19 protein-coding genes are annotated in these 18474 nt (G+C 67.0%); 7 read left to right on the top strand and 12 right to left on the bottom strand.

Translation table 11 applies throughout. The annotated features are described in order from the left end of the window. The first annotated feature begins 26 nt into the window (after positions 1–26). Positions 27–1412, top strand: a complete 1386-nt coding sequence (locus ABV518_RS19845) for a M1 family metallopeptidase (protein ID WP_367770565.1) — start codon at positions 27–29, stop codon at positions 1410–1412. A 15-nt stretch (positions 1413–1427) separates the two neighbouring features. On the opposite strand, the gene ABV518_RS19840 is transcribed toward ABV518_RS19845, so the two are convergent. Genes ABV518_RS19840 through pheS form a run of 3 tightly spaced genes read right to left on the bottom strand, consistent with a single transcriptional unit; the run spans position 1428 to position 5704 of the window. Next, complete coding sequence (locus ABV518_RS19840) at positions 1428–2087, bottom strand: 4'-phosphopantetheinyl transferase superfamily protein (protein ID WP_367770561.1); 660 nt, start codon at positions 2085–2087, stop codon at positions 1428–1430. Positions 2088–2096: 9 nt separating this feature from the next. Then, positions 2097–4640 (bottom strand): phenylalanine--tRNA ligase subunit beta, encoded by a 2544-nt coding sequence (gene pheT, locus ABV518_RS19835; protein WP_367770558.1) that lies wholly within the window; start codon positions 4638–4640, stop codon positions 2097–2099. Between the two features lie 2 nt (positions 4641–4642). Continuing rightward, positions 4643–5704 carry a phenylalanine--tRNA ligase subunit alpha gene (gene pheS, locus ABV518_RS19830; protein ID WP_367770555.1) on the bottom strand — a complete coding sequence of 354 codons (1062 nt, stop codon included), beginning with the start codon at positions 5702–5704 and terminating at the stop codon, positions 4643–4645. A 224-nt stretch (positions 5705–5928) separates the two neighbouring features. Here pheS and ABV518_RS19825 point away from each other — a divergent pair, with 224 nt between their 5' ends. From ABV518_RS19825 to ABV518_RS19815, 3 genes are all read left to right on the top strand, one after another. Continuing rightward, a complete protein-coding gene (locus tag ABV518_RS19825) occupies positions 5929–6411 on the top strand; it encodes a hypothetical protein (RefSeq protein ID WP_367770552.1) in 483 nt (160 codons plus the stop codon). A 2-nt stretch (positions 6412–6413) separates the two neighbouring features. Further along, complete coding sequence (locus ABV518_RS19820) at positions 6414–7058, top strand: SIMPL domain-containing protein (RefSeq protein WP_367770549.1); 645 nt, start codon at positions 6414–6416, stop codon at positions 7056–7058. 90 nt (positions 7059–7148) lie between these two features. Further along, a complete protein-coding gene (locus ABV518_RS19815; protein ID WP_367770546.1) occupies positions 7149–8276 on the top strand; it encodes an Rv2578c family radical SAM protein in 1128 nt (375 codons plus the stop codon). 38 nt (positions 8277–8314) lie between these two features. On the opposite strand, the gene ABV518_RS19810 is transcribed toward ABV518_RS19815, so the two are convergent. Then, complete coding sequence (locus tag ABV518_RS19810; RefSeq protein ID WP_367770544.1) at positions 8315–8767, bottom strand: (deoxy)nucleoside triphosphate pyrophosphohydrolase; 453 nt, start codon at positions 8765–8767, stop codon at positions 8315–8317. 82 nt (positions 8768–8849) lie between these two features. On the opposite strand from ABV518_RS19810, the gene ABV518_RS19805 reads away from it, so the two are divergent. Next, a complete protein-coding gene (locus ABV518_RS19805; RefSeq protein WP_367770542.1) occupies positions 8850–10058 on the top strand; it encodes an MFS transporter in 1209 nt (402 codons plus the stop codon). Between the two features lie 88 nt (positions 10059–10146). On the opposite strand, the gene ABV518_RS19800 is transcribed toward ABV518_RS19805, so the two are convergent. After that, entirely contained in the window at positions 10147–11124 is a 978-nt protein-coding gene (locus ABV518_RS19800; protein WP_367770540.1) for a cation diffusion facilitator family transporter, read from the bottom strand. Positions 11125–11326: 202 nt separating this feature from the next. Here ABV518_RS19800 and ABV518_RS19795 point away from each other — a divergent pair, with 202 nt between their 5' ends. Next, positions 11327–11602: a GlsB/YeaQ/YmgE family stress response membrane protein gene (locus ABV518_RS19795; RefSeq protein ID WP_056342958.1), complete on the top strand. Its 276-nt coding sequence runs from the start codon at positions 11327–11329 to the stop codon at positions 11600–11602. Positions 11603–11661: 59 nt separating this feature from the next. On the opposite strand, the gene ABV518_RS19790 is transcribed toward ABV518_RS19795, so the two are convergent. The 4 genes from ABV518_RS19790 to infC form a co-directional block, all read right to left on the bottom strand. After that, positions 11662–12573, bottom strand: a complete 912-nt coding sequence (locus tag ABV518_RS19790; RefSeq protein WP_367770537.1) for a TrmH family RNA methyltransferase — start codon at positions 12571–12573, stop codon at positions 11662–11664. A gap of 57 nt (positions 12574–12630) precedes the next feature. After that, positions 12631–13095, bottom strand: a complete 465-nt coding sequence (gene rplT / locus ABV518_RS19785) for a 50S ribosomal protein L20 (RefSeq protein ID WP_131132438.1) — start codon at positions 13093–13095, stop codon at positions 12631–12633. Between the two features lie 117 nt (positions 13096–13212). Then, complete coding sequence (gene rpmI / locus ABV518_RS19780; RefSeq protein ID WP_009358635.1) at positions 13213–13407, bottom strand: 50S ribosomal protein L35; 195 nt, start codon at positions 13405–13407, stop codon at positions 13213–13215. 116 nt (positions 13408–13523) lie between these two features. Further along, the gene (gene infC / locus ABV518_RS19775) at positions 13524–14570 is read right to left on the bottom strand and encodes a translation initiation factor IF-3 (protein WP_310166216.1); all 1047 of its coding nucleotides are present in this window, start codon (positions 14568–14570) and stop codon (positions 13524–13526) included. Positions 14571–14956: 386 nt separating this feature from the next. Between infC and ABV518_RS19770 the strand changes: the two genes are divergently transcribed. Next, the gene (locus ABV518_RS19770; RefSeq protein WP_310166219.1) at positions 14957–15343 is read left to right on the top strand and encodes a DUF1844 domain-containing protein; all 387 of its coding nucleotides are present in this window, start codon (positions 14957–14959) and stop codon (positions 15341–15343) included. Between the two features lie 84 nt (positions 15344–15427). Here the strand turns inward: ABV518_RS19770 and ABV518_RS19765 are convergent, their stop codons facing one another. Genes ABV518_RS19765 through priA form a run of 3 tightly spaced genes read right to left on the bottom strand, consistent with a single transcriptional unit; the run spans position 15428 to position 18468 of the window. Continuing rightward, entirely contained in the window at positions 15428–16720 is a 1293-nt protein-coding gene (locus tag ABV518_RS19765) for an MFS transporter (protein ID WP_367770529.1), read from the bottom strand. Positions 16721–16776: 56 nt separating this feature from the next. Continuing rightward, positions 16777–17700 carry an SseB family protein gene (locus ABV518_RS19760; protein ID WP_367770526.1) on the bottom strand — a complete coding sequence of 308 codons (924 nt, stop codon included), beginning with the start codon at positions 17698–17700 and terminating at the stop codon, positions 16777–16779. Positions 17701–17721: 21 nt separating this feature from the next. Further along, entirely contained in the window at positions 17722–18468 is a 747-nt protein-coding gene (gene priA / locus ABV518_RS19755; protein WP_367770523.1) for a bifunctional 1-(5-phosphoribosyl)-5-((5-phosphoribosylamino)methylideneamino)imidazole-4-carboxamide isomerase/phosphoribosylanthranilate isomerase PriA, read from the bottom strand. Positions 18469–18474: the final 6 nt, after the last annotated feature.

Here is an 18474-nt window from a genome sequence, read left to right as displayed (position 1 = left end):
ACCGTTTGTGATTGAGGCCCCGCCCCATGAGTGTCCCAGAACCCGCCAGCTCCGGAACCGCCGTGGGAACGGCCGGAACCGGCGTGCGGTCCGACCGGTATATGCCGGGCCACGGCACCAGCGCCTACAGCGTTGGACGGTATGAACTGGACCTGGACTACCGGCTCTCTTCCAACCGGCTCAGCGGCCGCGCGCTCCTCCACGCCACGGCGGCACGCCAGGCATCCGCCGTCGTCCTGGACCTCGTGGGTCTCCGCGCCAGCAAGGTGCAGTTCAACGGGCGGCGCGTCCGGCGCTTTGTGCAGCGTGGCGAGCAGCTGGTGGTGCATCTCGATGCCGACCTCCTCCCCGGGGACGCCTTCTCGCTGGACATCCGTTATGAGGGCAATCCGTCGCCGCGCCGCGGGCTGTGGGGCGAAGTGGGCTGGGAAGAACTCACCGACGGCGTGCTGGTGGCGGGGCAGCCCAATGGCGCCCCGTCCTGGTTTCCCTGCAACGACCACCCCGGGAACAAGGCCAGCTACCGGATTACCGTCACCACGGACGCCAATTACCGTGTTGTCTGTAACGGCCGGCTGGTAGGGCACAGCATCCGGGCCAGCCGTGAAACCTGGACGTATGAGCAGGAAGAGCCGATGGCCACTTATCTGGCCACCGTCCAGATCGGCCGGTACCAGTCCGTGATCCTCGATCCCGGGGACTCCCCCGGCGGGGTGCTGCAGTCGGCGGCTGTCCCGCCGGGCCTGGCAGGGGCCGCCCTGCAGGGGCTCCGCCTGCAGCCGGAGATGATGCGCACGTTCGTCAGCTGCTTTGGGCCCTACCCGTTTGCGGAGTACACGGTGGTGGTGGCGGACGACGTCCTGGAGATCCCGCTTGAGGCCCAGACCCTGTCCATCCTGGGGCGGAACCACCTTAGCCCGGACTGGGATTCCCAGCGTCTGATCGCCCATGAGCTCTCACACCAGTGGTTCGGTAATTCCCTGACGGTCAGCGGATGGAGCGATATCTGGCTGCATGAAGGGTTCGCCTGCTACGCGGAGTGGATCTGGTCGGACGCTGCCGGAGTGATGGGCGTCCACGACCGGGCCGCAGCGGCCTGGCGCCGGCTCTCGGCCGCGGGCCAGGACCTGGTGATCGGGGACCCCGGTCCGGAGCTGATGTTCGATGACCGCGTCTACAAGCGGGGCGCCCTCGCACTGCACGCCCTGCGGCTGCGGTGCGGGGACCTGGCGTTCTTTACGCTGCTGCAGGAATGGACCAGGACGCACCGGCACGGATCGGTGTCCACCGCGGACTTCATCCTGATGGCGGACCGGGTCGTCGGCCTCGATTCAGAGGCGTTGCTGCACCCCTGGCTGTTTGAGGAGGCCCTGCCGCCGCTGCCGACGCACGGACGGCACGCCGCCAGCTAGCCGCTGCACAGGCGGCTATGACCCGATGGCGACGGCGGCCACCAGGGTTCCGGGCAGGCCGGTGTCCGCCGGGTCGAGGTCTGTGAGTCCGGGCCTGGCAAGGACGTCGACAGTGCGGGGATCGCGCCGGAGTCCTTCGCCCGTCATTTTGAGCCAGGCTTCCTTGCGGGCCCAGAGCCGGGCCCGTTCGCGCAGCAGTTCCTGCCCGGCCAGGTTGTCGACGGCGTGACGTTCCTCCGGGCCCAGGGCCACGGCGTCGAACCCGTCAAAGTCCAGCCGCGCGGGGTCCTCGGCGTCCACCCCCAGCCGCATCCCGGCACGTGGCGCCGGCAGCCCCGCGAGAAGGATCCAGAGTTGCGTCCGGGCCATGCTGAGCAGCAGCGGCTGCGGCTCTCCCCCGCGGGTGTAACCCGGCCGCCCGTGGGCTATGTCCGGTCCGGAGCCACAGCGCGGACAGGCATAGGACACCTCCAGCTCCCCGGCCGGCAGCTGCAGCAATGCCGCGGCAAAACGCCGCAGGGCAGCCCTGCCGGCGATGAAACGCGCCCGCGCGCCGGGCTCCATGGCCGCCGCCCGGGCGGCTTCCACAGGTTCGAGAAGCAGCGCATCGAAGCCCGGACCGTCCGCAGGATGGCCGCGGAGATCCACGGCCTGCAGGACGAGTCCGGGCTCCATCACAGTCAGCTAGCGCTGGACGGCACCGAAGCGCTCGGCGGCCAGTGCTACCGCGCCTTCGCGCGCGGCTGATGCCTCGTCTGCCGTCAAGGTGCGGTCCGTTGCCCGGAACCGCAGCCCGAAGGCCAGCGACTTCTTGCCTTCCTCGATGCCCTTGCCGGCGTAGACGTCGAACAGCGCCACGTCCTCCAGGAGCTCGCCGGCGCCCTCGCGGAGTGCCTCAAGCACGCGGTCCGCGGGAATGTCCTGCGGCACCACGAGCGCGACGTCCTGGGTGGCTACCGGGAACGTGGAGATGTGGCGGGCCACAATAACGTCCGCGGCTGCTTCGAACAGGGCGTCGGCGTTGAACTCCAGCGCTACCGAACGGGCAGGCATGTCGTGCGCGGCAAGGAGCTTCGGGTGCAGTTCGCCGGCGTAACCCACCACCTCGCCGGTCCGCAGCGAAAGCTGCGCGGCCCGGCCCGGGTGGAATGCCTGGTGCGCGCCCTGGCTGACCACGATCTCCACGCCCAGGACGTCGCCGGCGAGCCGGGCGATGTCCAGCGCGTCGGACCAGTCCCACAGGCGCGGCGTGTGCGCCGCGGCAGCGGGTGAATCATGGCCCGTGAGGACAGCGGCGACGTACAGCGGCTGGTCCGGAACGCCGTCGTACAGTGCATCCAGCACCTCATCGGCGGGCTTGACGCCCAGCGGCGGGATGGAGGCAGTTCCCACCGTCCCGCCGGGCAGGAAGACCAGGCCTGATTCAAAGAGCGCCAGGTCGCGGAAGCCGCGGGAGTGGTTCCGCTTGGCCACCTCAATGAGCCCGGGGAGGATGGAGGTCCGCAGGTAGCCGTGCTCTTCGCTGATCGGGTTGGCCAGCTTGACCGCGCTCCGCGGCGCGCCCTGCTCGGCCACGCCGAACGTGTCGTTGGCCGCCTTGGAGACAAACGGGTAGGCCAGGACTTCGGTCAGGCCGGCGTCGGCCAGTGCCTGGATGAGCCGACGGCGCTGCTGCTGCACGCGGGTCAGGCCACGTCCCGGAGGGGCCACCGGGAGGGTGGCGGGGATGTTGTCGTAGCCCACCAGCCGGGCGATTTCCTCGGAGAGGTCCTCTTTGGTTTCCAGGTCGTTGCGCCAGCTCGGCGCCGTTACTGTCCAGCCGCCGTCGTTCTTTTCCACGGCAGCGCCGAGGTCAACCAGCGAGGTGGTGATCTGTTCTTCGGTGAAATCGATGCCGATGCGCTGGGCGGCGAAGCCCGCCGGCAAGGGGATGGTCACGGCGTCCGGCGCGGTCCCGACGTCGGTCCCCGCCTGGTCAGCAATCCCGCCGGCGAGTTCCACCAGGAGGTCAACAACGCGCTGGGCGGCGATGTCCGCCACGTGCCAGTCCACGCCGCGCTCGAAGCGCTTGGACGCTTCGGACGGCAGCTTGTGCCGGCGGCGGGAACGGCCAATGGACACCTCGTCGAAGTGCGCCGCCTCAACCAGGACGTTCGACGTCGAATCGCTCACCTCGGTGGCGGCACCGCCCATCACGCCGGCGATGCCGATCGCGCCGGAGCCGTCGGTGATGAGGAGGTCCTCGACGTCGAGCGTGCGCTCCTTGTTGTCCAGGGTGGTGATCTTCTCCCCCGCCACGGCACGCCGGACCACGATGTCGCCGGACAGCTTGTCCAGGTCATAGCAGTGCGTGGGCTGGCCCAGCTCAAGCATCACGTAGTTGGAGATGTCCACCGGCAGGGAGATGGAGCGGATGCCTGCCAGCCGCAGGCGCGACACCATCCACGGGGGCGTCGGCCTGGTGGCGTCGACGCCGCGGACGGTGCGGGCCACAAAGCGGTCGCAGCCGGGCTTGCCGTAGATGGGCGCGTCGTCGTTGAGCTTCACACCGTAGCCGCCGGTGAGTTCGGCCGGAGCCTGGACCTTGGTGGCGGGGTCCGTGAAGGCGGTTCCGGTGGCGTGCGCGTATTCGCGGGCCACGCCACGGATGGAGAACGCGTAGCCGCGGTCCGGGGTGACGTTGATCTCGGCGGCTTCGTCGTAGAGGCCCAGAAGGTCCATGGCGTCCGTGCCGATTTCGGGATCCAGCCCGATCCGGGAGAGGACCAGGATGCCGTCGTGATCCTCCCCGATGCCCAGTTCGCGGACGGAGGCAATCATGCCGGCGGAGAGGTGGCCGTAGGTCTTGCGCGCGGAGATGCGGAAGTCGCCGGGCAGGACGGCACTGGGAAGGGTGACCACCACTTTGTCGCCTTCAACGAAGTTGTGGGCGCCGCAGATGATGCCCTGGACGCCGGAGGGGTCGATGCCGTCGCCGGTGAGGGCCTGCTCCTGGCCTTCGGGGACAACCCGGACCTGGCACCAGTTGATGGTCTTGCCGTTGGTTTGCGGTTCCTTGACGATGCTCAGGACCTGGCCCACCACAATCGGGCCCTGCAGGGTGTCCGTGGGGCGGTGGACCGCTTCCTCTTCAAAGCCAACCTTGACCAGTTCGGCCATCAGGTCTTCGGCCGTTGCTCCGGCCGGTACTGCTGCGAATTCACGCAGCCAGGAAAGTGGGATACGCACTGTTAGATCTCCATCCCGAAGTGCTCGCTGAAACGTACGTCGCCTTCGATCATGTCGCGCATGTCGCCCACCTCGTTGCGGAACATAAGGGTGCGCTCGATGCCCATGCCAAAGGCAAAACCTGAATACATGTCCGGGTCGATGCCCGCCGCGCGGAGCACGTTGGGGTTGACCATGCCGCAGCCGCCCCATTCGATCCAGCGCGGGCCACCCTTGGCGCCCGGGTGCCAGATGTCCAGCTCGGCGGACGGCTCGGTGAACGGGAAGTAGTTGGGGCGCAGCCGGATCTGGGCTTCGTCGCCGAACATCTGCCGGGCGAAATGCTCCAGCGTTCCGCGAAGGTCCGCCATGCTCAGGTGCTTGTCGATGGCCAGGCCCTCGAACTGGTGGAACACCGGGGTGTGGGTGGCGTCCAGCTCGTCGGTGCGGAACACCTTGCCCGGGCACAGCACGTAGATGGGGACTTCGCGTTCCAGCATGGAGCGGACCTGCACCGGCGAGGTGTGGGTACGCATCAGGAGGTGCGCCTCGGGCGGCTCCACGAAGAACGTGTCCTGCATTTCGCGGGCCGGGTGGTCCGGCTTGAAGTTCAGGGCGTCGAAGTTGAACCACTCGGACTCAACCTCGGGGCCTTCGGCGATTTCCCAGCCCATGCCAACAAAGATGTCCGCCACACGGTCCTGCAGCGTGGACAGCGGGTGCCGGGCTCCGGCCCGACGACGGCGGGGCGCGGCTGTGACGTCAACGGTCTCTTCCAGCAGGATCCGGGCGTCGTTTTCGGCTTCCAGCTCGGCCGTGCGGTCCGCGAGCGCCTTGTTGACCCGGCCGCGGGAGGAACCCATCAGCTTGCCTGCTACGGCTTTCTGGTCTTTCGGCAGGCCGCCGATTTCGCGGTTTGCCAGGCTGAGCGGTGACTTCTCACCGGTGTGGGCCAGTCTCACCGCCTTGAGCTCGTCAAGGGAGCCGGCGCCGGCAATGGCGGCGATGGCCTGGTCTACAGCGGCAGTGATGGCGGCTTCATCCGTAGGGTTCGGGATGGCGGCGCCCGGCAAAGTTTCAGTCATCTACTGTTCTTAGCTACGAGTCGGGGCTGACGTATTTCCTCAATGACTTGGGCAGCACTGCGCGGTTTCCCGGCAGCGTATCCGTCACTGGCAGGCCACGTTATGGGTCCATTCAGGATGAATCCACTCGGTGGCCAGGTCCGGGCCACTGGATCAGTACCGGTTGGAACTGCCGGCGGCCACTATCCTCCAGTCTAAGTGAAGGCTCCGGCTACCATGGCCTCATGACACAGCGGCAGCGCCGGGCGCCAGCCAGGCCGTTGACGGCGGGTCAGCGGGCAAGGCAGCTCGCGAACCTGGCCAACGGCACAACCCTGCTTGGCCTGGCCCTTGCCCGGGCTGCGGGAACCGCCGTGAGCAATGGCCCCCGCGGGCTGGTCATTGCGGGCGGCTACCGGTGGCGCCTGCCCTACGCAGGCGCTTTCACCGTGGGGAATGTCGTCCTTTCGCGGGGCCCCGCAGCGCTGCTGACGTCCAACACGGCGCTTCTCGGCCATGAGGAAAAGCACTCCAGCCAGTACGCCTGCTGCCTTGGGCTGCCGTTCCTTCCGCTGTATTTCCTTGCCGCCGCGTGGTCACAGCTCCGGACCGGAAATCCGGCGTCGGCCAACTTCTTCGAACGGCTCGCCGGCCTGGAAGCCGGCGGCTACGTTGACACCAGGACACCAAGGCCGGCCCCGCGGGGCGCCGGAGGAATCGAGGTTTGACCATGGCGGGCGAAAGCAATCCCAGGACCATCACGGTGACAGGAACAGGATCGGCTGAGGCGCCGCCCGACCTGCTGACAATTTCCGTTGGCGTCGAATGCCGGCGGGACGGCGTAGGCACCGCCTACGCTGATGCCGGGACAGCGTCCGGCGCCGTTTCCGGCGCCCTCCGGCAGCACGGCGTCGCGGACGCCGACATCCGGACGTCAGGGCTGAACGTCCGGCCGGAGCTCGTCTGGCGCGACGGCGAAGGCCAGAAAGTGGCCGGCTACGTGGCGTCGAGCGTGCTTACCGTCCGCCTCCGGGACGTCGCTGCCGCGTCCGGTGTTATTGCTGCCGTGGTTGATGCCGGCGGCGATGACGTGCGGCTGAACGGCCTGGAACTCGGATTCGCGGACGAGTCGGCTGTGATGGGCCGGGCCCGGGAAGCTGCGTGGCGGGATGCCGCTGCTGCGGCCGAACAGTTTGCGTCCCTGGCCTCGGCACGGCTTGGCGCCGTGGTGTCCGTTGCCGAGCACCCCCTCTCATTTGGGCCGGTTCCTGTGGCCAAGCTCGAACGGGCTGTAGCCACGGACGCCATCAGCGTGGAGGCAGGCCACGCGAGCGTGGGCGCGAGCGTCACGGTGGTGTGGGAACTGCTGGACTGACGTCCCCGCGGCCGGGTCCGGGCCGGACCGGCCGCAGGGCCCGGCGCGCCGCTCCTTGACTTAAGTTCGAACATATATTCGAATGGACCCATGAGATGGGATGCACAAGCACTGATGCCGCGGCCCGGCGATGACCCCGGAAGCGGCACTTCACCCGCGCTGCTCCCACTCGCCGGACTGGTCCGTTCCGTCACCACTCCCGAGTTCGCCGGCATCACCTTCCATGAGGTCACTGCCAAATCGGTGCTCAACAAGGTGGTTGCCGGTTCACGGATGCCGTTTGAGTGGACAGTCAACCCGTACCGCGGCTGCAGCCATGCCTGTGTGTACTGTTTTGCCCGCAAGAGCCACACGTACCTGGATTTCGACGCCGGCCTCGATTTCGACAGCCAGGTGGTGGTCAAGGTCAACGCCGCGGAAGTCCTTCGGAAGGAACTGGCCAAGCCGTCGTGGGGCCGCCACCAGGTGGCCCTGGGCACCAACACCGATCCCTACCAGCGCGCCGAGGGCCGCTACCAGCTGATGCCGGGCATCATCACCGCGCTGGCTGACTCCGGGACCCCGCTGTCCATCCTCACCAAAGGCACGCTGCTGGCCAGGGACATTCCACTCCTGAAACGGGCCGCCGCCCAGGTCCCGGTGGGTGTCGGCATCTCCCTGGCCATGACGGATGAAGCCCTGTCCGAGGCGGTGGAGCCGGGTACGCCGGGGCCCCGCGCCAGGCTGAAACTGGTCTCCCGCCTGCGCGACGCCGGGCTCCCGTGCGGTGTGATGGCCATGCCCATCCTGCCGTGGCTGTCCGACAGCGACGAAGCACTTGATTCCCTCTTCGGCTCCCTGGCAGCTGCAGGAGCCACGGGAGTGACCGCCGGCGCCCTTTACCTGAAGCCGGGCACCCGGGAATGGTTCATGCAGTGGATCGCCGGGAACCATCCGGAGCTCGCGGGCAAGTACCGGCGTCTTTACGGCACTGGTTCCTACGCGTCCAAGGAATACCGCACCTGGCTTGCCGGGAAGGTCCGCTACTTCAAGCAGCGGCACGGCTTCGCAAGTACGCACGGTTTCAGCCACCGCGATCTGGAGGACGATCCCCGCGGCGAGGAAGCACAGTACCCGGCGGGGAGTATTCCCGCAGCCCACTCCGCCGGAACGCAAAATCGGCCGGCCGGGGAATCCCAGCCGGCCGCGGGGCTGCGCCAGCAGCCCACCCTGTTCTAGGGACGCTCCAGGGAATCTAGGACACTCAGGGAACCAGCTCAGCGGGGAGAGTTTGAATCCACGAGCGTGCCCAGGGATTCAAGCAGTGCCCGGACAATCGGAAAGTCGGCCGGGATCCACGGAAGGCCGAGAGCTTCGTCACGGCTTGTGGTGCTGATCCATCTCAGCTCGTCATGGTCTTCGAGCGGCCGGGGATCGCCGTTGGAAATTTCTGCCAGCCACACCCGCATGCTGGCCCGCTCGTTCAGCCGCCAGCCGGCCGGCGCTCCGGCGGGCAGTTCCGGCCCCAGTTTGACCCCCACGCCCAGTTCTTCCCTGAGTTCGCGGTGCAGCGCAGCCTCGCACTGTTCCCCGTCTTCGACCTTCCCGCCGGGGAACTCCCAGAGTCCGGCGAACTGCTCGGGAGCAGTCCGCCTGGCCACCAGCATCCGGGTGGGTTCGGTCAACGAGTCAAGTATTGCGCCGCCAACTACCTGTATCCGTCCAGTCACCGCTCCAGTCTATGGGGGACAATTGATGGGGCGCCCCGTGGGCGTGCGCCACGATCAACTCCCCTTTCGAAAAAGCAGGCACATGAGCAGCGTTGTCCAGTCACCCCCGGCCAAAAAGACCCCGTCCCCCAGGATCGCTCCGGCGATCGTTTCGCTGGCGATGGGCGGGTTCGGGATCGGCGTGACTGAGTTCACCATGATGGGCCTGCTCAAGGAGGTGGAAATGGGCCTCGGCATCAGCACCCCTGAAGCGGGACACCTCATTTCGGCCTACGCCCTGGGCGTGGTGGTGGGCGCACCCTTGCTGGCCGCGGTCGGAGCCAAGCTGCCGCGCAAACACCTGGCCCTGGGACTCATGTTCTTCTTCAGCGTCGCCAACCTGACCTCGTACCTCGCTCCTGACTACACCACCATGCTGGTCTCCCGTTTTGCCGCCGGACTGCCGCATGGCGCCTTCTTTGGTGTGGCCGCCGTCATCGCCGCGTCCCTCGTCTCACCTACCCGCCGGGGATGGGCCATCTCCATGGTGATGGCGGGACTGACTGTCTCCAACGTGGTGGGCGTTCCCCTGGCCACGTGGGTGGGCCAGGCATTCGGCTGGCGCCTGCTGTTTGTGCTGGTAGGAGCCATCGGCCTGCTGACCCTGGCGCTGCTCTGGAGGTTTGTGCCGTTCCAGGCGGCCCACCCCGATGCCAGCATCCGGCGCGAGCTCGGGGCGCTGAAGCGGTTGCAGGTCTGGCTTGCCATCCTGATCGGCATTGTCGGCTTCGGCGGATTCTTCGCCACGTACACCTACATCGCGCACACCATGACCTCGGTGGCCGGCATCCCGTCGTCCCTGATCCCGCTGGTGGTTGCGCTCTATGGCCTGGGCATGGTGGCCGGCAACATCGTAGGCGGGCGGATCGCGGACCGGTCCGTGATGGGAACCATCTACCGGGTGCTGCCCGGAATCGCCGTTGCCCTGGTGGTCTATGCCGTCGCCGTCCAGTGGCCGTGGTCCGCGTTTGTCATGGTATTTGTGGTCGGTGCGGCCGGCTCGATGCTGGTGCCGGCCCTGCAGACCCGGCTGCTGGATGCGTCCCCGGACGCGCCGTCGCTGGCTTCCTCGCTCAACCATGCCGCGCTGAACGTGGCCAACGCACTGGGCGCGTTCCTGGGCGGCGTGGTGATCGCGTGGGGCTGGGGCTATGTTGCCCCTGCCCTGGTGGGGGCCGTCCTGGCCATCCTTGGCCTGGGCGTGGCCATCGTCAGCGGACTGCTGGAACGCAATAAACCGCTGACCGCCTGACCCCGGGAGACAAAGTCATCCGGAGGATCGGGCGGCCAGCGGCCAGTCGTTCTGGCACAGCGTAACGTGCCTGCGGCAGGTGCCGCTATCAGGCATTGGCGTCCGGGACCCCCGCGTTGCCCACCGCTGAGCCCGACGCCGCTGAGCCCGTTGCGTCCGCCCGGCGGATGTCCGGTTCCAGGTAAATAACGCGGGCGATAGGCACGGCTGCCCTGATCCGTTCCTCGGCGTCGTCGATGGCCGCCGCGATGTCACGGCCGGCATCGGCTGCACCGACGGAGATCTTCGCCGCAACCAACAGTTCTTCCGGCCCCAGGTGGAGGGTTTTCAGGTGGATGACGCGCGTTCCGCCGTCTTCGATGGCGCGGTGGATCTTTTGGGTGTCATCCTTGGTGGCAGATTCACCCAGCAGCAGGGACTTGGTTTCGAGGGCCAGCACCACGGCGATCAGCACCAGCAGGATGCCGATCATGCCGGTGCCCACCGCGTCCCACACGCCGTTGCCCGTGATCAGGGTGAGCCCCACACCGAAGAGGGCAAAGACCAGGCCCACGAGAGCGCCGAGGTCCTCCAGCAGGATGACCGGAAGTTCGGGCTGCTTGGCGGTCCGGACGAAGCTGACCCAACCCTGTTTCCCGCGGAGGTGGTTCGACTCGATGATGGCGGTACGGAACGAGAAGGACTCGGCAATGATGGCGCCCACCAGCACGGCCAGCGGAACCCACCAGAAATCGCCCTCGATGGCGTGCGGGTGCTGCAGCTTCTCCCATGCCTCGTAGAGGGCAAAGAGGCCACCGACGCTGAACAGCACGATGGAGACAATGAAGGCGTAGATGTATCGCTCACGCCCGTACCCGAAGGGGTGCTCGGGGCTTGCTGCCCGCTTCGCCCGCTTGCCGCCCACCAGCAGGAGGATCTGGTTGCCGGAGTCGGCCAGGGAGTGGATGGCCTCGGCGAGCATCGACGATGACAGCGTCAGGATGTAGGCGACGAATTTGAGGGCGGCAATCGTCAGGTTCGCGGCCAGGGCCGCGACGATCGCCTTGTTACCGCCGTTTGCAGCCACGTGGGCTTCACCTCTTCAGGGATACGGAACAGGACAGGAAAGACGCGAAGCCGGACTCGGCTCCGCCCATGAATACCGTACCTGCAGCGGTGTAAGACACGCATCCGGACTGGCCGTAAGGCTACTGACAATAAGGGGGCTGTGTGTTAGCTTGAAGCAATATCGGGAAGATTAAGTCCCGGCGAATAAATAAGGAGGAGACATGGGTTTTCTTGCTTGGATTATTCTCGGCCTCATAGTGGGGGCCATAGTTAAGGCCGTTATGCCCGGCAAAGTGGGCGGCGGCTGGGTCACCAGCCTTGTTCTTGGCGTGGTTGGTGCAATTGTGGGCGGCTGGATCGGCAGCCTGCTCTTCGGCAAGGGCGACCTTGCATTCTTTGACCTCGGCACGTGGATTCTCGCCATTGTTGGCGGCCTCGTAGTAGCCGGCGTCTACGGCGCAATTACGGGACGCAGCAAGAGCACGCGCGCCCCCTGATTCCCGTCCTACTATTTGAATTCAGAAAGGGCCCCGGATGACATCCGGGGCCCTGCCCTTTAAGCCGAAACGGGCAGGCTGCCCTGCTGGGACCGGGCGCTTGCGTAGAGGCAGACGGTTGCTGCGGTCCCGAGGTTGAGGCTCTCTGCGGCCCCGTAGACCGGGACGCCCACGCGGTGGTCGGCCAGTCCCAGTTCAGCTTCCGACAACCCCTGCGCTTCGTTTCCAAACAGCCACGCTGTGGGGTTTTCCAAGGGGTAGGCCGATCCGGCGCCCGAGGCACCCAGCCGACGGGCCGCGTTCTCGTCCTGCAGGGTGTCCAGGTTCAGCTGGCCTTGGCCGTCCGCCGCGAGGACCCCGATGCCGCGTTCCTTGCAGCGGGCCACCAGTTCCTCGACGTCGGCGCCGAGCACCACGGGCAGGTGGAAGAGGGATCCCGCCGTCGAGCGCACGGCCTTGGGATTGTAGATGTCAACGCTGGATGCGGTCAGGATGACGGCGTCCGCGCCGGCCGCGTCGGCTGCCCGGAGCACGGTTCCGGCGTTGCCTGGGTCGCGGACCTGGCACAGCACCGCGATCAGCTGCGGGCCGGCGTCGAGTACCTGCTCAAGGCTCACGTCCAGGAAACCGCAGACCGCGAGAATGCCCTGCGGGGTCACCGTATCCGCCATCGCGGCCAGCACTTCGTCGGTGGCCAGGTAGGCGGTGGTGCCCTCAGCGAGCTCTTCGAACTCCGGGTAGCGGTCAAGGCAGGCCTCGCTCGCGTAAACCTCATAGACGATGCCGGGCTCCCCCGCGGCCATCCTCTTCTGGTGCAGGACCAGGGCCTCCCGAACAGCCTGCGGGCCCTCCGCCAGGAACTCACTGCGCTTTAAACGGGCCGGGCGCCCGGCAAGTTGTGCCACCTTCCTCACCCGATCAGCTCGAGGGTTGGAAAGTGGAAAATCTTGCGGGCGCCCGGTTTCGTTCATATAAGAACCTTAGTTGCTGTTGAAGCAGGTTCTCGAACTACCCAGAACGGGGAGCTGCTACTCAGCGGCCTCGTCAGCGGCCGGCTTCTTAGCAGCCTTGGCCTTGGCAGCCTTCGGCGCCTTGGCCTTGGGTGCTTCAGCCTGGACAGCCGGAGCGGACGTGTCTGCAGGCAGGGAGTCCTTGGCGACCTTCACCAGAGCGGCGAAAGCGTTGGCGTCGGAGACGGCCAGCTCGGCCAGCATGCGGCGGTCAACCTCAACCTCAGCGGCCTTCAGGCCCTGGATCAGGCGGTTGTAGGTGAGGCCGTTGGCGCGGGATGCAGCGTTGATGCGCTGGATCCACAGGCGACGGAAGTCGCCCTTCTTCTTCTTGCGGTCACCGTAGCTGTACACAAACGAGTGCAGCAGCTGCTCTTTGGCCTTGCGGTACAGGCGTGAACGCTGTCCCCGGTAGCCCTTTGCGCGTTCGAGGATAACCCGGCGCTTCTTGTGGGCGTTTACCGCCCGCTTCACACGTGCCACGTGCGTACTCCTTCAGAATTCTGATCCCAAGCGTCTACTGCCGGAAACCCGGCCGGCCTGAGAAGGCTTTTTGGTAGGTGACTGCTGCCAGGAGGCATCAGCCAAAATACTTGGAAATTAGATGCCGAGCATCTTCCGGATGACCTTGGCGTCGCCCTTGAAGACGATCTTGTCGCCGGCGAGGCGACGGGTCAGCCTGGAGGACTTGTGCTCGAGGTAGTGGCGGCGGTTGGCCTGCTGGCGGCGCAGCTTGCCGCTGCCGGTCAGCTTGAAGCGCTTCTTAGCACCACTGTGGGTCTTCATCTTCGGCATGGGAACCGATCTCCTTACGTATCCACAGACCAGGGTCTGCAGTTCTTCGTGCAGCCACCCCTGCGGGCGGCCTGCTGGTTGCTTGCTGCCGGAGGACAACCTCCGGCGGCTTTGAACTAGGTGGTCTTTTTGCCAGCCGGCTTCGGCGCCGCCTTGGGGGCGGGCCGGGCAGGAGGCTTCGGCGCTGCAGGCCTGGCCACCGGCTTCGGCATCGGGACTGGCGGCCTCGGAGCTGCCGGCGCCGGAACCGCTGCCGGCTTGGCTGCTTCCGGAGCCTTGGCGGCGACCGGTGCCTTGGGAGCCTCCGGTGCCTTTGCGGGCGCGGGAGCTGCCTTCGGTGCCTCGCGCCGGGGGGCTGCTGCCTTGGGGGCTTCAGTCTTCGGAGCTTCGGTCTTCGGGGCAGCCTGCTTCGGCGCTTCCTGCGGTGCGGCTTCCTTCACGGGAGCTTCTTCTGCGGGGGCGGCTTCCACGGGAGCTTCGGGAGCAACAGCGGCAGCGGGAGCTTCCACCTCGGGTGCCTCGGCTTCGGGCTCCGTGGTGATGGCGAAACCTTCCGGAAGAAGGTCAGCCAGAGACTGCGTGAACGGTGCCTGGTCGTCGCCGGAGACGTCGACGCGCCCCGTCGCCTTGGCTTCGTTCTGCGCCTTGGCTTCTGCACGCTGCGTGGCGCGGCGGGCTTCTGCCTTGGCTTCGGCCTTGTTCTTGAGCGGACCCACAACCATGACCATGTTCCGGCCGTCGATACGCGGGCTGGACTCCACAACGCCAACTTCGGCTACGTCGTCGGCGAAGCGCTGGAGAAGGCGGATGCCCATCTCGGGACGCTGCTGCTCACGGCCGCGGAACTGGATCATTGCCTTGACCTTGTCACCTGCGCCGAGGAAGCGCAGTGCGTGTCCGCGCTTGGTCTCGTAGTCGTGGGTGTCAATCTTCAGGCGGAACCGGATTTCCTTCAGAACAGTGTTGGTCTGGTTCTTCCGGGCTTCACGTGCCTTGACGGCGGCCTCGTACTTGTACTTGCCGAAGTCCATCAGCTTGCACACCGGAGGCTTCGCCTGAGGTGCAACTTCAACGAGATCAAGGTCGGACTCGGCAGCCAAACGCAGGGCGTCCTCAATACGGACGATTCCTACCTGTTCACCTGCAGGGCCGACCAGCCGCACCTCGGGGACGCGGATACGCTCATTGATTCTTGGCTCGCTAATGTTAAAGCTCCTGTGATTGTTGTGGGTATTCCACCGGCAAAATAGAGAAGGCCCCCAATTGCCGGAGCAATCGAAGGCCTCGAAGATCGGATGTGCCGGCCTCCGCGGAGGCTGCACGCATCATCCCCGCAAAAGCTGGGTGATGCCCGACCAGATACCCGGCAACCTTGCTTCCTTGCGGAATTGCTTCCTGTAGGAAAACGGCTGACGCGGGTGGGAGAGGACTCCGCTTGCAAACTGGCTGCCATTCTACAGAAAAAAACCCGCTCAACGCATCCCAGCGCCGGTGGGGATCATCCATAACAAATAACGACATCCAGTCGGTCTGTGACAAGCTTACCAGTATGAGCACCCCAGACAGTAATTCACATGTTTACCAGGCTGCCGACGCCCAGGGGGACGTCGCCCAGCAAATCCGCGACATCTCCGAGGTACCGGCCATCGAGGTCATCACCACCGCGGCAGTCCACCTCATGAGCGCAGCAGCGGTAAAACTTGGCCTCGCCGCCGAGGACAACGCCGAGGAACTCAAGGACCTGGACGAGGCCCGGAAGCTCATCACTGCACTCGCCGGGCTGGTCACCGCCGCTGCGCCCGAGATCGGGTCCCAGCACGCCGGGCCTTTGCGCGACGGCCTGCGGTCACTGCAGCTGGCGTTCCGCGAAGAGTCGATCATCCCTGACGCCCCGGGCAAGGGCCCGGGCGAGAAGTACACCGGGGCGGTCAACTGAGCCGGCACAGCTAACTGACATAAACCACGACGGCGGCGGGCGGACCATGGCGGTCCGCCCGCCGTCGTTGTGTCCCCCGCCGCGTCAGGCCGCGGTGCGGCTGCGGCGGCGCTGCTGCAGCACCAGTCCCACGAGGCACAGCGCAACGCCGGCAACACCGACGGAGACAAAGCCGCCGGAGGATCCCACGCCGTCGATGAAGACTCCGGCGAGCGGCGCCCCGAGGGCCACGCCGCCGGTCAGCGCGGAGCCATACCAGCCCATCGCTTCACCGCGGCGGTCCTCATCCACCAGGTCTGCCACCTTTTCGGACGCGGCCGACAATACGGGAGCGCAGAGGAGGCCGGGCAGAACCGAGACGAGCGCCAGCGACCAGGTGTCGTGCGCGAAGCCCATCGGGATGGTCAGGGCCGCCATTCCCAGCAGCAGGACGATGGGCGACACCGGGCGGTGCATGGCGCCGTAGATGAGGCCGCCGATCACCGACGCGGCACACCAGAAGAGGAACACGATGCCGATTTCGCCCTGGTGCCCGCCCGTTTCCAGTGCGGCGACAATGCCCACGTCGGTTCCGCTGAGCACCATGCCGGCGCCCGCGGCAACCGCGAAGACCGCCGCGACAGTGGCCGTGAACCACGCGAAGTTGTGGGCCACCCTGCCCCGGAGGCCGGGTCCGCCATGCACTCCGGCGGGCACAAGTTCCGCGGCCGCTTCCTGGAGGTGGGCGGGCGCGGCCGAGACCACTGCGACTTCCGCCGCGTGGCGCTGGTCCGCCTCGCATTCCTCGGTTTGCGTGGCGCTGCGGGTGGGCGGGTTGAACCACATCAGGAACAATCCGGCCAGCGAGGTGGACACCCCCACGATGGTCAGCCCCAGGACCGAGTAGCCGCTGGTGGCCACCACGGCGCCGGCGGCCGGCCCGATCATGAACACCATCTCGGTGGTGATGGCGTCCAGGGCAAAGGCGGTGCGCCGCTGGTCGCCGTCGGCCAGGACTCCCAGGGACTGGCGGACCACGCTGAAGATGGGGAGGGTCAGCAGCCCGCCGATGAAGACCAGCGGCAGCAGCCATTCGTAGCTCACGTGCGGCACCGCGGTCCATATGACGGTTTCGGAGACGACCGACGGGATGAGGGCCCTGCGCAGGCCAACGGTGTCCACGCGCCGGCCGCGCCACGGCGCGCCCACGGCAATGCCGATGGTCATGACGGCGGCGGCGGCTCCGGCGGCGGCGTAGCCCTTGTCCAGTGTGAGGACGATGTGCAGGGTCAGCAGGACGCCGGCGGCGGAGTGCGGGATGCGGGCAATCATGCCCACCAGCAGCAGCCGCCTGATCGGCCGGACGGCGAGCAGCTCCCGGTATAAAGCGAAGTTCACGGAAAATCCTTTGATCTGCCGCGGGCAGCCCGAGGGATCTCCCCGCTGACCGTCATTTATTGAACAGCGCGCCTCAACTTGATTTCGATCGAGTCAACGCGCTCCCCAAACAATACATTCCGGGACCAGGAGGCCTGCAGTCCGGCCACCAGGTCCTGGACTGCAGCTGCGTCAAGGCCGTCCTCAAGGTAGAGGACCACCTGCAGTTCGGGTCCGGCGCCGCCGCCGGGCATCGTTTCGCCGTTCGCTGTGGTGGTAGCGACGCCGGCGCCCGGGAGGAGCCCGATGTTCCGGACCGCGGGGAAAGCGGCAGCTGCCTCCGCGATGGTGCCGGCCACTTCGCCGTCCAGGTAGGAGGGCACCCAGGTCTGCTGCTGCGCCAAAGCCCACAGGCCGGGCCGCCGGACCACAAAGGTGACCTCCGAGCCTGGATCAAGCACCAGGAGTTCGGCCTGCTCCGACACGGCGGAAAGGGCAGCCCTGGCGGCATACACGGCCACCGGCCGCGCCTCGGGATGCCAGCTGGCAAGCGCTTGGGCCGAGGTGAAGGCGGGCATCGCGGTCCTGCCGTCGGCGGCCTTCAGCATCACCAGCGCCATGTCCGCCTGCTTGTCCGAGACCAGGCCGTCATCCCCCTCTGATTCCTCCGCGAGTTGCGCGATGATGGGGATGAAAACCCTGGCCGTGGCCAGCGAGGCTATGACGGTGGCCTCGTCACCGGTTCCGTTCCGGAGTGCCGAGACAGCGGCGAGGTACCCGGCGTCGGCCGTGCCGTCGTCGTCCTCAAAGTTGTGGATCTTCCCGTCATCCCCCGCCAGGCTTCGGCCCTGCCACGGCTGGCCGGCCGAGTCTGTGGGGCCGCCGGCCCCGGCGAGGGCTGCGGCGATGTGGCCGGGCAGGTGGCGCGGCGCCGGGATGGATGTGCCGGAATTGCCTGCCGGCGCGCCGTCCTGACCGGGTGCAATGCCGTTGTGTTCCATCCGTCAGCGGGTCCGGCGGGCCTAGCGGCGGCCGGCGACGTCGAGGGCCTCGGGCAGTGTAAAGGCACCGGCGTAGAGCGCTTTGCCCACGATGGCACCTTCGACGCCCAGCGGCACCAGTGAGCGGAGCACCTTGAGGTCGTCGAGGCTGGAGATGCCGCCGGAGGCCACTACGGGCTTTCCGGTCTTCTCCACCATCTGGCGCAGCAGTTCAACGTTGGGCCCCTGCAGGGTTCCGTCCTTGGTGACGTCGGTGACCACGTACCGGGCGCAGCCGGCCCCTTCGAGCCGGCCGAGTACCTCCCAGAGGTCGCCGCCCTCCTTGGTCCAGCCCCGGCCTGCCAGCGTGGTTCCGCGGACGTCTAGTCCGACGGCGATCTTGTCGCCAAAGCGGTCGATGGCCCGGGCCGTCCACTCCGGGTTCTCCAAGGCAGCGGTGCCCAGGTTCACCCGTGCCACCCCAAGGTCCAGGGCGGCTTCAAGGGACTCGTCGTCCCGGAGCCCGCCGGAGAGCTCCACCTTGATGTCCAGGCGGCCCACGACTTCGCGAAGCAGTTCCGCGTTGGAACCGCGGCCGAACGCGGCGTCGAGGTCCACCAGGTGCACCCATTCGGCGCCCTGCTGCTGCCAGTTGAGGGCGGCTTCCAGCGGAGTGCCGTAGCTCGTTTCGCTGCCGGCTTCGCCCTGGACCAGCCGGACGGCCTGGCCGTTCACGACGTCGACGGCGGGCAGCAGTTCAAGGACCGGCAGATCGTTTGCGGTGGTCATCTCAAA

Origin of the sequence: Arthrobacter sp. HS15c, assembly GCF_040812005.1 — a bacterium.
In the GTDB taxonomy this organism is placed as follows: Bacteria; Actinomycetota; Actinomycetes; order Actinomycetales; family Micrococcaceae; genus Arthrobacter.
This window is presented reverse-complemented; position numbering and strand designations above follow the sequence as displayed.

Coding starts and splice junctions, on each gene's coding strand:
- ABV518_RS19820 (WP_367770549.1), top strand. CDS start 6,414: ATGGCGGGCGAAAGCAATCCCAGGACCATCACGGTGACAGGAACAGGA.
- ABV518_RS19770 (WP_310166219.1), top strand. CDS start 14,957: ATGAGCACCCCAGACAGTAATTCACATGTTTACCAGGCTGCCGACGCC.
- ABV518_RS19760 (WP_367770526.1), bottom strand. CDS start 17,700: ATGGAACACAACGGCATTGCACCCGGTCAGGACGGCGCGCCGGCAGGC.
- ABV518_RS19805 (WP_367770542.1), top strand. CDS start 8,850: ATGAGCAGCGTTGTCCAGTCACCCCCGGCCAAAAAGACCCCGTCCCCC.
- priA (WP_367770523.1), bottom strand. CDS start 18,468: ATGACCACCGCAAACGATCTGCCGGTCCTTGAACTGCTGCCCGCCGTC.
- rpmI (WP_009358635.1), bottom strand. CDS start 13,407: ATGCCGAAGATGAAGACCCACAGTGGTGCTAAGAAGCGCTTCAAGCTG.
- ABV518_RS19815 (WP_367770546.1), top strand. CDS start 7,149: ATGAGATGGGATGCACAAGCACTGATGCCGCGGCCCGGCGATGACCCC.
- ABV518_RS19795 (WP_056342958.1), top strand. CDS start 11,327: ATGGGTTTTCTTGCTTGGATTATTCTCGGCCTCATAGTGGGGGCCATA.
- ABV518_RS19840 (WP_367770561.1), bottom strand. CDS start 2,087: ATGGAGCCCGGACTCGTCCTGCAGGCCGTGGATCTCCGCGGCCATCCT.
- ABV518_RS19825 (WP_367770552.1), top strand. CDS start 5,929: ATGACACAGCGGCAGCGCCGGGCGCCAGCCAGGCCGTTGACGGCGGGT.
- ABV518_RS19790 (WP_367770537.1), bottom strand. CDS start 12,573: ATGAACGAAACCGGGCGCCCGCAAGATTTTCCACTTTCCAACCCTCGA.
- pheS (WP_367770555.1), bottom strand. CDS start 5,704: ATGACTGAAACTTTGCCGGGCGCCGCCATCCCGAACCCTACGGATGAA.
- ABV518_RS19845 (WP_367770565.1), top strand. CDS start 27: ATGAGTGTCCCAGAACCCGCCAGCTCCGGAACCGCCGTGGGAACGGCC.